12 protein-coding genes are annotated in these 13,128 nt (G+C 69.5%); 7 read left to right on the top strand and 5 right to left on the bottom strand.

What is annotated here, in order from left to right; translation table 11 throughout:
* Positions 1 to 28: 28 nt before the first annotated feature.
* Genes tldD through AC07YS_RS27085 form a run of 4 tightly spaced genes read right to left on the bottom strand, consistent with a single transcriptional unit; the run spans position 29 to position 5,313 of the window.
* Positions 29 to 1,489 (bottom strand): metalloprotease TldD, encoded by a 1,461-nt coding sequence (gene tldD / locus AC07YS_RS27100; protein WP_095743620.1) that lies wholly within the window; start codon positions 1,487 to 1,489, stop codon positions 29 to 31.
* A gap of 48 nt (positions 1,490 to 1,537) precedes the next feature.
* Entirely contained in the window at positions 1,538 to 2,692 is a 1,155-nt protein-coding gene (gene rodA / locus AC07YS_RS27095) for a rod shape-determining protein RodA (protein WP_062481224.1), read from the bottom strand.
* Between the two features lie 35 nt (positions 2,693 to 2,727).
* Positions 2,728 to 4,563 (bottom strand): sensor histidine kinase, encoded by a 1,836-nt coding sequence (locus tag AC07YS_RS27090; RefSeq protein ID WP_495270309.1) that lies wholly within the window; start codon positions 4,561 to 4,563, stop codon positions 2,728 to 2,730.
* Between the two features lie 6 nt (positions 4,564 to 4,569).
* The gene (locus AC07YS_RS27085; protein ID WP_062481220.1) at positions 4,570 to 5,313 is read right to left on the bottom strand and encodes a response regulator; all 744 of its coding nucleotides are present in this window, start codon (positions 5,311 to 5,313) and stop codon (positions 4,570 to 4,572) included.
* A 291-nt stretch (positions 5,314 to 5,604) separates the two neighbouring features.
* On the opposite strand from AC07YS_RS27085, the gene AC07YS_RS27080 reads away from it, so the two are divergent.
* The 5 genes from AC07YS_RS27080 to mtgA are packed head-to-tail and all read left to right on the top strand — an operon-like array spanning position 5,605 to position 10,853.
* A complete protein-coding gene (locus AC07YS_RS27080; protein ID WP_095743618.1) occupies positions 5,605 to 6,198 on the top strand; it encodes a YqiA/YcfP family alpha/beta fold hydrolase in 594 nt (197 codons plus the stop codon).
* 52 nt (positions 6,199 to 6,250) lie between these two features.
* A complete protein-coding gene (locus AC07YS_RS27075) occupies positions 6,251 to 8,320 on the top strand; it encodes a ribonuclease catalytic domain-containing protein (protein ID WP_495270308.1) in 2,070 nt (689 codons plus the stop codon).
* A 49-nt stretch (positions 8,321 to 8,369) separates the two neighbouring features.
* On the top strand, positions 8,370 to 9,221 hold the full coding sequence (locus AC07YS_RS27070) for an energy transducer TonB (RefSeq protein ID WP_447741130.1): 852 nt from the start codon (positions 8,370 to 8,372) through the stop codon (positions 9,219 to 9,221).
* 34 nt (positions 9,222 to 9,255) lie between these two features.
* Entirely contained in the window at positions 9,256 to 10,113 is an 858-nt protein-coding gene (gene aroE / locus AC07YS_RS27065; RefSeq protein ID WP_495270307.1) for a shikimate dehydrogenase, read from the top strand.
* Complete coding sequence (mtgA, locus tag AC07YS_RS27060; RefSeq protein WP_495270306.1) at positions 10,110 to 10,853, top strand: monofunctional biosynthetic peptidoglycan transglycosylase; 744 nt, start codon at positions 10,110 to 10,112, stop codon at positions 10,851 to 10,853. The genes aroE and mtgA overlap by 4 nt, the downstream gene beginning before the upstream one ends.
* Here mtgA and AC07YS_RS27055 read toward each other — a convergent pair.
* The gene (locus AC07YS_RS27055; RefSeq protein ID WP_062474284.1) at positions 10,798 to 11,235 is read right to left on the bottom strand and encodes a ribosomal maturation YjgA family protein; all 438 of its coding nucleotides are present in this window, start codon (positions 11,233 to 11,235) and stop codon (positions 10,798 to 10,800) included. The genes mtgA and AC07YS_RS27055 overlap by 56 nt on opposite strands.
* Before the next feature lie 9 nt (positions 11,236 to 11,244).
* Between AC07YS_RS27055 and AC07YS_RS27050 the strand changes: the two genes are divergently transcribed.
* Together AC07YS_RS27050 and AC07YS_RS27045 are read left to right on the top strand one after the other, a co-directional pair.
* A complete protein-coding gene (locus AC07YS_RS27050; protein WP_495272329.1) occupies positions 11,245 to 12,114 on the top strand; it encodes a lysophospholipid acyltransferase family protein in 870 nt (289 codons plus the stop codon).
* Positions 12,115 to 12,118: 4 nt separating this feature from the next.
* Positions 12,119 to 13,108: a phosphatidate cytidylyltransferase gene (locus AC07YS_RS27045; RefSeq protein WP_095948182.1), complete on the top strand. Its 990-nt coding sequence runs from the start codon at positions 12,119 to 12,121 to the stop codon at positions 13,106 to 13,108.
* Positions 13,109 to 13,128: the final 20 nt, after the last annotated feature.

The following is a 13,128-nucleotide window of genomic DNA, read 5'->3' as shown; positions in this document are numbered from 1 at the left end:
ATGAAACCGCCGGCAAGTGCCGAAAGTCCTAAGCCGTTCCACCTACCGTCAGGCCGTCGATGCGAAGGGTCGGCTGGCCAACGCCCACGGGCACGCTCTGGCCCTCTTTGCCGCAGGTGCCGACGCCCGAATCGAGCGCCATGTCATTGCCGATCATGGTCACGCGGGTGAGCGCGTCGGGGCCGTTGCCCACGATGGTCGCGCCCTTCACCGGGTACTGGATCTTGCCGTTCTCGACCCAGAAGGCCTCGCTGGCGGAGAACACGAACTTGCCGCTCGTGATGTCGACCTGCCCACCGCCGAAGTTGGTGGCGTACAGGCCCTTCTTGATGCTGGCGACGATTTCCTGCGGGTCCTTGTCGCCGCCGAGCATGTAGGTGTTGGTCATGCGCGGCATCGGCACGTGGGCGTAGCTCTCGCGGCGGCCGTTGCCCGTGGGCTTGACCTTCATGAGGCGGGCGTTCATCGAGTCCTGGATGTAGCCCTTGAGGATGCCGTCCTCGATCAGCACGTTGCGCTGGCTGGCGTGGCCTTCGTCGTCCACGTTGAGCGAGCCGCGGCGGTCGGCGATGGTGCCGTCGTCGAGCACCGTGACGCCCTTGGCCGCCACGCGCTGGCCGATGCGGCCCGAGAACGCGCTCGAGCCCTTGCGGTTGAAGTCGCCCTCCAGGCCGTGGCCGATGGCTTCGTGCAGCAGGATGCCCGGCCAGCCCGAGCCGAGCACCACGGTCATCTCGCCGGCCGGGGCCGGGCGGGCGTCGAGGTTGGTCAGCGCGGCCTTCACGGCGTGGTCGACGTACTCGGCGATCTGCGCGTCGGTGAAGTAGGCCAGGCCGAAACGCCCGCCGCCGCCGCCCGAGCCGACCTCGCGGCGCCCGTTCTGCTCGGCGATCACGGTGACCGACAGCCGCACCAGCGGCCGCACGTCGGCCGCCAGCGTGCCGTCGGCGCGCGCCACCATCACCACGTCGTACTCGCTGGCCAGGCCGGCCATGACCTGCGCCACGCGCGGGTCGCGCGAGCGGGCGAGCTGCTCGACCTTCTCGAGCAGCTTCACCTTGGCCGTGCTGTCGAGCGTGGCGATGGGGTCGATGCCGCCGTAGAGCGAGCGGCTGGAAGCGATCTTGCGCGGCACGGTCTTCACGCGCGCCGTGCGCCCGGCGGAGGAAATGGAGCGGACCGTGCGCGCCGCGTCGAGCAGCGAGGCCTCGGAGATGTCGTCCGAATAGGCAAAGGCGGTTTTCTCACCGCTCACGGCACGCACGCCGACGCCCTGGTCGATGCTGAAGCTGCCGGTCTTGACGATGCCTTCCTCGAGGCTCCAGCCCTCGCTGCGGGTGTACTGGAAGTACAGGTCGGCATCGTCCACGCGGTGCGCGGTGATCTCGGCCAGGGCCTTGCTCAGGTGCGATTCGTCCAGGCCGAACGGCGTGAGCAGGAGCTGTTGCGCCGTGGCGAGGCGCTCGATGGTGGGTTCGCGGGAGATCATGGCTGCCATTCTAGGCAGCCGCCCCCGTCCGTGCCGCCCCGGGGGACTCTAGTTCTGGGCGAGTTTGCGGGCCCGCGCGATCGACATCAGGATGCCCAGCCCCAGCCCCAGCGTGACCATGGCGGTGCCGCCGTAGCTGATGAACGGCAGCGGCACGCCCACCACCGGCAGGATGCCGCTGACCATGCCCATGTTCACGAAGGCGTAGGTGAAGAAGATCATGGTCACCGCCCCGGCCAGCAGGCGCGAGAACAGCGTGGGCGCGTTCAGCGCGATGGTCAGCCCGCGGAAGATCAGCAGGATGAAGGCCGCGATCAGCGCCAGGTTGCCGATCAGGCCGAATTCCTCGGAGTACGCCGCGAAGATGAAGTCGGTGGTGCGCTCGGGAATGAATTCGAGGTGCGTCTGCGTGCCCTGCATGAAGCCCTTGCCGCCCACGCCGCCCGAGCCGATGGCGATCATCCCCTGGATGATGTGGAAGCCCTTGCCCAGCGGGTCCTTGCTGGGGTCGAGCAGCGTGCACACGCGCTGCTTCTGGTAGTCGTGCAGCACGCGCCAGTCGACGCCGTCGACGCACAGCTGCGACTCGAAACCCACGATCAGCGTGATGGCCACCGCGCCGAGCACCACCGGCGGCACGATCAGCTTCCACGGCAGCCCGGCAAAGAAGATCACCGCCAGCCCGGCCGCCAGCACCAGCAGCGAGGTGCCCAGGTCGGGCTGTTTCATGATGAGCCCGACGGGCACCGCCAGCAGCAGCGTCGCCACCACGAAGTCGAGCGGACGCAGCTGGCCTTCGCGGCGCTGGAACCACCAGGCCAGCATCAGCGGCATCGCGATCTTGAGGATTTCGCTGGGCTGGATCACCACGCCCACGTTGATCCAGCGCTGGGCGCCCTTCTTGGTGATGCCGAACAGCGCCACCGCGATCAGCAGCGCCACCCCGGCCGCATACAGCGGCACGGCGAAGGCCATGAGCCGCTGCGGCGGCACCTGCGCCACCACGAACATGATGCCGCCGGCCAGCAGCATGTTGCGGCCATGGTCGAGAAAGCGCGTGCCATGGTCGTAGCCGGAGGAATACATGGTGAGCAGCCCGGCAAAGGCGAGCAGCATCACGGCAAAGGCCAGGAAGCCGTCGAAGCCCTGGAAGATGGGCGCAATGCGACGCGCCAGGGAGGGCTGGTTGAACACGGCAGACATGATGGGGGCGGATTATCCCCGCCCCGCCCGCCCCTTCAGTCGAAAACGAGCTGAACGACCGTGCGCCCCGGTCGGCTTTCGATCGCCAGGCGGGCCCCGATGGCGGCGGCGCGCTTGGACAGCGCCTCCGGCACCTCGGCGGCGTCGAAGCCCACGCCGTTGTCGATCACCCGCAGGCGCACGGCGCCGTCGCGCGCGTCGGCCTCGATGCGCAACGCGCTCGCATGGGCGTGCTGCAGCACGTTCGAGATGGCCTCGAACAGCAGGAACTGCAGCTGCCGCGTGGCGTGGGCGTCGAGCTGCGTCACCGGGGGCAGTTCGTCCACGCCCCATTCGAAGGCGATGTCCGCGGCCGCCAGCCGGGGCTCCAGCCGGTAGCGCAGCGCCGCCAGCAGCGCGCCGATGTCGCCGGGCGGCAGGTGGATGGAGTCGATCGACAGCTTGAGCTGATCGAGCGAGTCGCGCAGGGTGCGCAGCAATTCCTCGGGGCTGGTCTGGCCCGACTGCAGCTGGCGGATCGCCGAGCTGATGTGCGAGCCCACGCCGTCGTGCATGTCGCGCAGGATGCGCTCGCGCTCGTGGGTGCGCGCCTGGTCGCGGGCCACCTCCTCCAGCTCGGCGTAGGTGGAGGCCAGTTCGCGTTCGCGCTGCGCCACCCGGTCGGCCAGCGTCTTGACCCAGCCGCGCGCCTGCACGCTCGCGAAGTGGAAGCGCCGCAGCACGATCAGCAGCAGCGCCACGCCGAACAGCACCGAGGTGTAGCGCACCCAGGTGGTTTCGCCGTAGGCGTCGCTCAGGCGGATCACCAGCCAGTCGCGCACGCCGAAGGCCACCGTGACCAGCGCGGCGCCGGCCACCAGCAGCCGCTCGACGCTGGGCCGGCGCACCGTGGCGACGGCAAAGGCGGCCACGAAGCCGAGGACGATCGTGATCTCGACCGCCAGCCAGGCCGTGAGCCAGCGCGGCTCCTCGCGGTTCAGCGCCAGCCAGGTGAACACCACGGTGCCGGCCACCACGGCCGCCGTCGGCCAGCGCACCCAGCGCGTGCGCGGGCTCTGGGCCCAGTCGGCGAGGTGGTAGCAGAACATCATGGCGGAGGCGGCCCAGCCCGCGTAGCAGCCGGCCATCAGCACGCCCCACAGCTGCCACGGCAGCGGCGGCTCGGGAATCATGGCGTCGGCCACCCGCAGCGCCCAGCAGAACTCGGCGACCGCGGCCCAGAAATAGAGGGCGTCGCGCTGGCGGCGGCCGGTCGCGCCGGTGTCGACCTGGGTGAACCACAGCGCCAGCGCGATGCTGCCGACGATCAGGCTGAACGCCGTCAGCAGCACCGACCCCGTGAAGCGCCAGGCGTAGGCGCCTTCGAACAACGCGGTGCGCACCGGCGTCGCCGGCCCGATGGTGACGCGCGACAGGCCGGCGCGCCGTTCGCTGTCGGCGCGGATGCGGATCTGCAGCAGGTTCTCGCCCTCTTTCAGCAGCCGTCCGGGCACCGGCACGTAGACGGGGGCCTTGGCGTAGTCGGCGCGGTTGCCCTGGCCGAGGTCACCGTAGGACTGCAGCAGCGCGCCGTTGAGCTGCACTTCGAAGACGCTGCCAGCGCGGGGAATGAAGACGCCCCAGGGCACCTCGGGCAGGGTCTCGACCCGGAACGGCAGCTCGAAGCTCGCGAAGCCGGTGCGGCCGCGGTGCCGGCGGTCCCAGTGGTAGGACAGGTCGACCGCTTCGGTCTGCACGACACCGTCGATGGTGGTGGTCACCCTGGCGTGGCGCAGCTCGATCGGCCCCTGTGCCTCCACTGCGGCCGCGCGCCCCGCGGCGAACAGCGCCGCCAGCCCGAGGAGGCACAGGAACGCCAGCCGCCGCAGCATCCGCCCTCAGCCCGGGTGGGACAGCAGGCCGAGGCGCGTGGCCTCGAACACCGCTTCGCTCTTGGAATGCACCGCGAGCTTGCCGTAGAGGTTCTTGATGTGGGTCTGCACCGTGTGCACGCTCAGGCCCTTGAGGCGCGCGATCTCGGCGTACGAGAAGCCGCGCGCGATCAGCGTCAGCACCTCGTGCTCGCGCGCCGAGAGCAGGCCGCGGTCGGCCTCGTCGAGCGCCGTCTCCGCCGGCGCCGCGCCAGTGGTGCCCGGCACGGCCGCCTGCAGGCTGCGGTACTTGGCGAGCACGCGGCGCGCGATCATGGGCGAGATCGGCGAAGCGCCGGCCTTCATCTCGACGATGGTCTGCGCGATGTCTTCCGGTGCGGCGTCCTTGTGGATGTAGCCGACGGCGCCGGCCTCGATGCTGGCCAGCACGTTCTCCTCGTCGCCGAAGACCGACACCACCAGCGGCTCGCAGCCGGGAAAGCGCGCGACGGCATCGCGGATCACGTCGAGCCCGGTGCCGTCGGGCATGCCGAGGTCGACCAGCAGCACGTCGGGGATGGTCGCAGTCGCGGCCAGCCAGGTGCGCGCTTCCTGCACCGTGCCGGCGCTGCCGAGCCAGAACAGGCGCGGGCTGCGCTGCACGCTGGCCTCGAAGAAGGCGCGTGCGCGGCTGTCATCCTCGACCACGAGCACGCCCCAGCGGCGTGGCATCCCGTCATCCTGTACCTCGGTATTCATGGGATGAAGCATAAGCCTGGGCACCCACCGCCACGTGGGGCCTGCCTCCCTCGTTCATGGGATGCCCCCTGCCAGATGCGTCACGAAACTTGTCTCTTCTTTCCGCCCTTGCGCCGCACCGCCGCCCCCTGCGCGGCCGCACCGTGAATACTTTCGAATTCCAGCCACGCCCTCGCGGCCTTCTCATGGGCCGATTCGCAGGGATTTGTGGGGTCACCGCGCCGTGAGCGGTGCGGACCTCATGCAAAATTGTCTGAATCCGGCCACGGGGCGCGACCAGCGCACCCCCAGTCACCTCCTCCCATGGAACCGCAAACCACCCATCTGTTGTATCTGCACGGCTTCCGTTCGTCGCCCCGCTCGACCAAGGCGCGGCTGGTGGCGAAGCACGTGGCGCGCGAGCACCCGAACCTGGAGTGGTGGTGCCCGCAGCTGCCGCCGTCGCCGCACGATGCGATCGACATGGTGATGAAGGGCATCGCGCACTGGCCGCGCAAGTCGATGGCGGTGATCGGTTCGTCGCTGGGCGGTTTCTACGCCACCTACGTCGCTGGCATGACCCGCTGCCGCGCCGTGCTGCTCAACCCCGCGGTGCACCCGGCGCGCGACCTCACGCGCTACATCGGCAGCCAGACCGCCTGGCACGATCCGGCCGAACACTTCTATTTCCAGCCCGAATTCATCCAGGAGTTGCGCGCCATGGAAATCGGCGCGCTCACGCGGCCGGAGCGCCTGTTCGCGATCATCGCCAAGGGCGACGAGGCGCTCGACTGGCACGAGATGTCGGCGCGCTACCCCGACAGCCGCATCAAGCTGCTCGAGGGCGGCGACCATGCGCTGTCCGATTTCGAAAAAGCGCACCTCGACGACGTGATGGCCTTCATCAACCCCGTCTAGCGTTCGCCCCGGGCCCGGAAGCGCGCCCGATCCCGCGTGGGAGAATCGCCGGATGTTTGTATTGTTTGAAGAAGCCGGCAAATACCTCGGCGGCCGCATCCTGTCGGAAGCCGAAGCCTCGGCACAGGTCGAGCTCGAGACCGGCAAGCGCGTCAAGGTCAAGGGCGCCAACATCGTTCTGCGTTTCGAGAAACCGTCCCCGGCCGAGCTGATCGCCGAGGCGCGCACGCTCGCCGCCGCCATGGACCTCGACCTCGCCTGGGAATTCGCAGCCGAAGGCGAGTTCGGCTTTGCCGACCTGGCGGCCGACTATTTCAGCGACAAGCCCTCGCTGGCGCAGCAGGCCGCCGCGCTGTTCGCGCTGTTCGAGGCGCCGCACTACTTCCGCCGCGCGGGCAAGGGGCGCTTCAAGAAGGCGCCGGCCGAGATCGTGCAGCAGGCGCTGGCCGCCATCGAGAAGAAGAAGGCCATCCAGGCGCAGATCGTCGAATGGGCGGGGCAACTGGCCGAGGGCGTGTGCCCGCCGCCGATCCGTGAGCAGCTCTACAAGATCCTGTTCAAGCCCGACAAGAACGCGCCCGAGTACAAGGCCGTGGTCGACGCCGCGCGCGCCACGCAGCGCCCGCCGCTCGACCTGCTGGAGCGTGCCGGCGCCATCGATTCGCCCTACCAGTTCCACTGGCGGCGCTTCCTGTTCGAGAACTTCCCCAAGGGCACCGGCTTTCCCGCGCTGGCGGCGCCGGCCGTCGCCGACGACCTGCCGCTGGCCGAAGGCGTGCGGGCCTTCTCGATCGACGACTCGCAGACCACCGAAATCGACGACGCGCTGTCCGTGCAGGGCATGGGCAGCGGCACCATCACGGTCGGCATCCACATCGCCGCGCCGGGCCTGGCGCTCACGCCGGGCAGCGCCATCGACGCCGTGGCGCGTGCGCGCATGTCCACCGTGTACATGCCGGGCTACAAGATCACCATGCTGCCCGACGAGGTGGTCGACACCTACACGCTGCTCGAAGGCGGCGACCGTCCGGCCGTGTCGCTCTATGCGCGCTTCGACGAAGCCACGCTGGAGTTGCAGGCCACCGAGACCAAGCTCGAACGCGTGCCGATCGTCGCCAACCTGCGCCACGACCAGCTCGACGCCGTCGTCACGCAGCCCTGGCTCGAAGACGCCACCTTCAACTCCGACAACACCCCCGACGCCGCCGCGAAGCTGCGCGCGCCGCTGTCCTTCCTGTTCCGCCTGGCCAAGCACCTGAAGGCACAGCGCGAAGTGGTGCGCGGCAAGCCCGAGAACTTCAGCCGGCCCGACTACAACTTCCGCCTCGTCGGCAACGACGGCACCGAGCCCACCGGCAACGAGCAGGTGCAGATCACCACGCGCCAGCGCGGCGCGCCGCTCGACCTGATCGTGTCCGAGGCCATGATCCTGGCCAACAGCAGCTGGGGCGGCTGGCTCGGCGAGCTCGGCGTGCCGGGCCTGTACCGCAGCCAGGCCAGCCTGGCGCCCGGCATCAAGGTGCGCATGGGCACGCGCGCGCTGCCGCATGCGGGCCTGGGCGTGAAGAGCTACGCTTGGAGCACCTCGCCGCTGCGCCGCTACACCGACCTCGTGAACCAGTGGCAGATCATCGCGGCCGCCCGCCACGGCAAGACCGCCGCACTGGCCGCGCCGTTCAAGCCGAAAGACGCCGACCTGTTCTCGATCCTGTCGGGCTTCGATGCGGCCTACGCCACGTACAACGCCTACCAGGGCGGCATGGAGCGCTTCTGGACGCTGAAGTACCTGCAGCAGCAGGGCATCACCGAGCTCGAGGCCACGGTCATCAAGGACATTCCCAACGGCGCGCTGGTGCGTGCCGACACGCTGCCGCTGGTGTTCCCGGTGGCCGGCCAGCAGGAGCGCGGCGCGCGCGTGCGCGTGAAGCTCGGCGAGATCGACGAGATCGCGCTCGACGTGAGCGGCACCGTGCTCGAACGCTTCGACGTGCCGCAGGCCGATGCCGCAGCCGCTGACGGCGGCGAGGACGACGAAGAAGAAGTCGCCGGCCCGATCGCCATCGCGGTCGACCTGAGCGACACCGAGGCCGCACCCGACCCGACGACGACCACGCCTGCATGACCCCCGGTCGAACGACCGGAGACACGCGCCCCCTGGAGGAGTTTCGAGAATGAATCTCAAGGACCTCAGCACGCTGCAGATCGCTCTGGGCGTGTCGGTCATCGCGCATGCCGCGTTGCTCGCGGTGCGCTTCGTCGATCCCGAATCGTTCAACCGGGTCTTCAGCGAAACCCCGCTCGAGGTGATCCTGGTCAACAGCAAGACCAACGACAAGCCCGACCCCGCGGCCCGCGTGATGGCGCAGACCACGCTCGCGGGCGGCGGCGACCTCGACAAGGGCCGCGCCACCAGCCCGCTGCCGCCGTCGAGCTTCACCACCATGGGCGACTCGTTCGAGGAATCGCGCCGCCAGGTCGAGGCCATGCAGGCCCAGCAGATGCAGATGCTGGCGCAGCTCAAGCGCGAGCTGGCCGCCATGCCCGTGCCCGATCCGCGCCAGGCCGGCGACCCGACCGAGGCCGCCGCGCGCGAGGAAAAGCGCCGCCAGATGGTCGCGCTGCTCGCCGAGATCGAGCGCCGCGTGAACGAGGAAAACGCGCGCCCCAAGAAACGCTACCTGAGCCCGGCCACGCGCGAGGCGGCCTACGCGCTGTATGTCGACACGCTGCGCCGGCGCATCGAGGTCAAGGGCACCGAGAACTTTCCGACCGCAGCCGGCAAGAAGCTCTACGGCGAACTCAAGATGACGGTCACCATCAACCACGACGGGCGCGTGCTCGACGCCGTGGTCGACGAGAGCTCGGGCAACACCACGCTCGACCGCCGTGCCCAGGCCATCGTGCGCAGTGTCGGCAACTTCGGCAAGTTCACCGACGCCATGCGCAAGCAGACCGACCAGATCGTGCTGCAGTCGCGCTTCAAGTTCACGCGCGACGAGACCATCGAGCTGTCGTCTCAATAGCAACAGCACCCCAGCAGAACACGGAGCATCGGCCATGGATCAGTACTGCGTCATGGGCAACCCCGTCGAGCACAGCCGCTCGCCCCGCATCCACGCGCGCTTTGCCGAACTCTGCGGCCAGCCCATGGCCTACGGCCGGCGCCTGGTGCCGATCGGCGCCTTCGCCGAAGGCCTCGCCGCCTTCCGCAGCGAAGCGGCCGCGCAGGGCGACACCGCACGCGGCTGCAACGTCACCGTGCCCTTCAAGTTCGACGCCGCTGCGCTCGCGCAGCACACCAGCGAGCGCGCCACGCTGGCGCAGGCCGTGAACACGCTGCGCTTCGAGGCCGACGGCAGCATCCACGCCGACAACACCGACGGCATCGGCCTGGTCAACGACATCGTGCGCAACGCCGGCGTGCCGCTGGCGGGCCGGTCGCTGCTGCTGATCGGCGCCGGCGGCGCGGCGGCGGGCGTGCTCGGGCCGCTGCTCGACGCGGGCGCCGCGCACGTCGTGGTGGCCAACCGCACGCTCGACAAGGCCATCGCGCTGGTGCAGCGCCACGCCGCGCTCGCGCTACGCCACGGCGCCACGCTCGAGGCCTGGGCGCTCGACGAGGTGCCGGGCGACTTCGACGTGGTGGTCAACGCCACCGCCTCCAGCCTCGCGGGCGAGGCGGTGCCCGTGCGCGCGCAGGTGCTGCGCCCCGGCGCACTGGCCGTCGACATGATGTACGGCCCCGCCGCCGCAGGCTTCATGGCCTGGGCCGAAGCGCACGGCGCGGTCGCGCGCGACGGCCTCGGCATGCTGGTGGAACAGGCCGCCGAAGCCTTCGAATTCTGGCGCGGCGTGCGCCCGCCGTCGGCCCAGGTGCTGGCCGAGCTGCGCGCCTCGCTCGCCGCCGGCGCATGAAGGGCCTGCTGCGCCTGATCGCCTGCCTCGTGGTGGCGGGCCTGGCGCTCGAACTGTTCTTCGTGGTGCGCATCGCGGCCATGGCGGTGATCGATCCGCAGAGCACGGCCTTCCAGCGCTCCGAAGCCTGGCGCGTCGCCCTCTCGCAGGGCCGCGAAGGCGGATGGCGCCAGGACTGGGTGCCCTACACGCAGATCAACGACACCCTCAAGCGCGCCGTGATCGCCAGCGAAGACGCCGGCTTCGTCGACCACAACGGCGTCGAGTGGGAAGCCATCGAGCGTGCGCGCCAGCGCAACGCCCGCGCCGAACAGCTGGCCGCCAAGCGCATGGCGCGCGCGGCGGCTCGCGGCAAGCCGGTGCAGCCGGCCCCGCTGCGCGGCGGCTCCACCATCACGCAGCAGCTCGCGAAGAACCTGCTGCTGTCGGGCGAACGCACCATGCTGCGCAAGGGCCAGGAGCTGGTGCTCGCCACGCTGCTCGAGGTGCTGCTCGACAAGCGGCGCATCCTCGAGATCTACCTGAACAACGTCGAATGGGGCGAAGGCGTGTTCGGCGCCGAGGCCGCCGCGCAGTACTACTTCAGGAAGCCGGCCGCACGCTTGACTTCATACGAGGCCGCGCGCCTGGCCGTGATGCTGCCGAGCCCGAAGTTCTTCGAGCGGCGGCCCAACTCCTCGTACATCAACGGACGGGCATCGACGATCGTGGCGCGGATGCCGGCGGTCGACCTGCCCTGAACTTGCGCACCGCGCCTTCCACCGCCAGCACGGCGACGAAGCCGATCGCGTAGGCCAGCACGTCCCACCAGTCGGCGGTGGCGCCGAGCACGATGCGCAGCGCGCGGTTCGGAATGTGCAGGTGCCAGGTCGACGCAAGGAACTGCCCCAGTTCCACCAGCAGCCCCACGCCGAAGGCCGCCAGCGCGAGCGGCAGCACGCGCGCGGCGACGAAGGTCTTGAACACCACGTACACCCACGCCACGGCGAGCACGTCGCCGAAGAAGCTTCGCACCCAGCCCCAGCGCGCGCCGACGGTGGCCAGCAGCACGAGCAACACAAAGAGGGCCACCGCCCACGCCAGGGAAAGAAGATCGAATCGCCATCGCATGGCCCGTATCATCGCCTCCATATGCTGGCAAAGCTCACAGGTTGGTTGCTGCTGGGAATCGTCCGATTGCTCACCGGCGCGCAGGCGCGCTGGTACGGCTGTCCGCCGAAAGCCGAGCAGCGCATCTACTTCGCGAATCACCAGAGCCACGCGGACCTCGTGATGATCTGGGCCGCGCTGCCCGAAGAGCTGCGCAGCATCACGCGGCCCATTGCGGCGCGCGACTACTGGGCCAACACGCCGGTCAAGCGCTGGATCACGACGGAGGTGTTCAACGCGGTGTATGTGGAGCGGGCGGCCACGGGAGCTGCACCGGTTGCGCCGCCGCCGGAAACACCGCCTCAGGCACCGCCGCCCGCGGCGCCCATCGCCCCGGCCGAGCGCATCGAGCCGTCGATGGAGCCGCTGCTGCCGATCGAAACGGTGTCTCACGCATCGGCTGCCGAAGGTCCGCAGGAGATTCAGGGACAGCTCGACCTTCCCGCTCCCCCTCCGCCCCCACCACCGGTCGCACCGCCGCCGGTCATCGAACCCGAAGCGCCAGCCGCCGCGCCCGAGCCGCCCGCCGCCGATCCACTCGCGCCGCTCATCGACGCCCTGCGCAGCGGCGACTCGATCATCATCTTCCCCGAGGGCACGCGCGGCCACACCGGCGAGCCGCAGAAATTCAAGTCGGGCCTGTACGCGCTGGCGACGATGTTCCCCGACGTGGTGCTCGTGCCGGCCTGGATCGACAACGTGCAGCGCGTCATGCCCAAGGGCGAGATCGTGCCCGTGCCCATCCTGTGCTCCGTCACCTTCGGCGCGCCGATCCGCGTCGAAGCAGGCGAAGAGCGCCGGCCTTTCCTCGACCGTGCGCGTGCCGCCGTGATCGCATTGCGCGACGTCTGAAGGTATGAACCAGTTCCTGCGCAGCCTCAGCCCGACCCAGCAGGTCGCGGCCCTTTTCCTGATCGTCTTCGGCCTGCTCTTCATCGTGAGCACCGCCGTCTTCTTCCTGAGCTTCAAGGAGCGGCGCAACCCGGTGCACGACGAGTCGTGGCAGGCCGAGCTGGCGCATTTCCGCGCGCTGCTGGGCACCACCTGGTTCATGGTGATCGTGTTCTGGATCGGCTGGGCGCTGGGCGAAACGGTGGCCACCGTGCTGTTCGCGCTGATCGCGTTCTTTGCGCTGCGCGAGTTCATCACGCTCTCGCCGACGCGGCGCGGCGACCACCGCAGCCTGATCCTCGCGTTCTTCGTGGTGCTGCCGATCCAGTTCTGGCTGGTGGCCACGGCGCGCTTCGACCTGTTCACGGTGTTCATCCCGGTCTACGTGTTCCTCGCCATTCCGGTGGCGAGCGCGCTGGCCAACGACCCCAGCCACTTCCTCGAGCGCAACGCCAAGCTGCAGTGGGGCATCATGGTCTGCGTCTACGGCATGAGCCACGTGCCCGCGCTGCTGCTGCTGACCTTCCCCGGCTACGAAGGCAAGAGCGCCTTCCTCGTGTTCTTCCTGGTGTTCGTGGTGCAGACCTCGGTGCTGGTGCAGCACCTGATCTCGCGGCGCATGCAGCGCACGCCGTTCGCGCCGAACGTGAGCCGCAGCTTCAACTGGACCAGCTGGGGCGTCGGCATCGTCGTGGCCAGCCTGGTGGGCGCGCTGTTCTCGTTCATCACGCCGTTCAAGTTCGGGCAGGCGCTCGCGGTGTCGATCATTGCCTGCGTCGCGGGCTCGATGGGCCACCTCGTGATGAAGGCACTCAAGCGCGACCGCGGCATTCCGAACTGGGGCCAGAAGGGCGTGGGCGTGACCGGCGCCAACGGCCTGCTCGACCGCGTCGATGCGCTGTGCTTCGCGGCGCCGATCTTCTTCCATTCGATCCGCTGGTACTTCAACGTCTGAAGCACCGGGCGGGCGGTGGG

Source organism: Variovorax sp. GW458-11-26-14-LB1 (assembly GCF_059423965.1).
The sequence above is the reverse complement of the archived record's forward strand: the minus strand, read 5'-3'. Positions and strand labels throughout refer to the sequence as shown.

Coding starts and splice junctions, on each gene's coding strand:
- tldD (WP_095743620.1), bottom strand. CDS start 1,489: ATGATCTCCCGCGAACCCACCATCGAGCGCCTCGCCACGGCGCAACAG.
- AC07YS_RS27090 (WP_495270309.1), bottom strand. CDS start 4,563: ATGCTGCGGCGGCTGGCGTTCCTGTGCCTCCTCGGGCTGGCGGCGCTG.
- AC07YS_RS27080 (WP_095743618.1), top strand. CDS start 5,605: ATGGAACCGCAAACCACCCATCTGTTGTATCTGCACGGCTTCCGTTCG.
- AC07YS_RS27045 (WP_095948182.1), top strand. CDS start 12,119: ATGAACCAGTTCCTGCGCAGCCTCAGCCCGACCCAGCAGGTCGCGGCC.
- AC07YS_RS27070 (WP_447741130.1), top strand. CDS start 8,370: ATGAATCTCAAGGACCTCAGCACGCTGCAGATCGCTCTGGGCGTGTCG.
- AC07YS_RS27075 (WP_495270308.1), top strand. CDS start 6,251: ATGTTTGTATTGTTTGAAGAAGCCGGCAAATACCTCGGCGGCCGCATC.
- AC07YS_RS27055 (WP_062474284.1), bottom strand. CDS start 11,235: ATGATACGGGCCATGCGATGGCGATTCGATCTTCTTTCCCTGGCGTGG.
- aroE (WP_495270307.1), top strand. CDS start 9,256: ATGGATCAGTACTGCGTCATGGGCAACCCCGTCGAGCACAGCCGCTCG.
- AC07YS_RS27085 (WP_062481220.1), bottom strand. CDS start 5,313: ATGCTTCATCCCATGAATACCGAGGTACAGGATGACGGGATGCCACGC.
- mtgA (WP_495270306.1), top strand. CDS start 10,110: ATGAAGGGCCTGCTGCGCCTGATCGCCTGCCTCGTGGTGGCGGGCCTG.
- AC07YS_RS27050 (WP_495272329.1), top strand. CDS start 11,245: ATGCTGGCAAAGCTCACAGGTTGGTTGCTGCTGGGAATCGTCCGATTG.
- rodA (WP_062481224.1), bottom strand. CDS start 2,692: ATGTCTGCCGTGTTCAACCAGCCCTCCCTGGCGCGTCGCATTGCGCCC.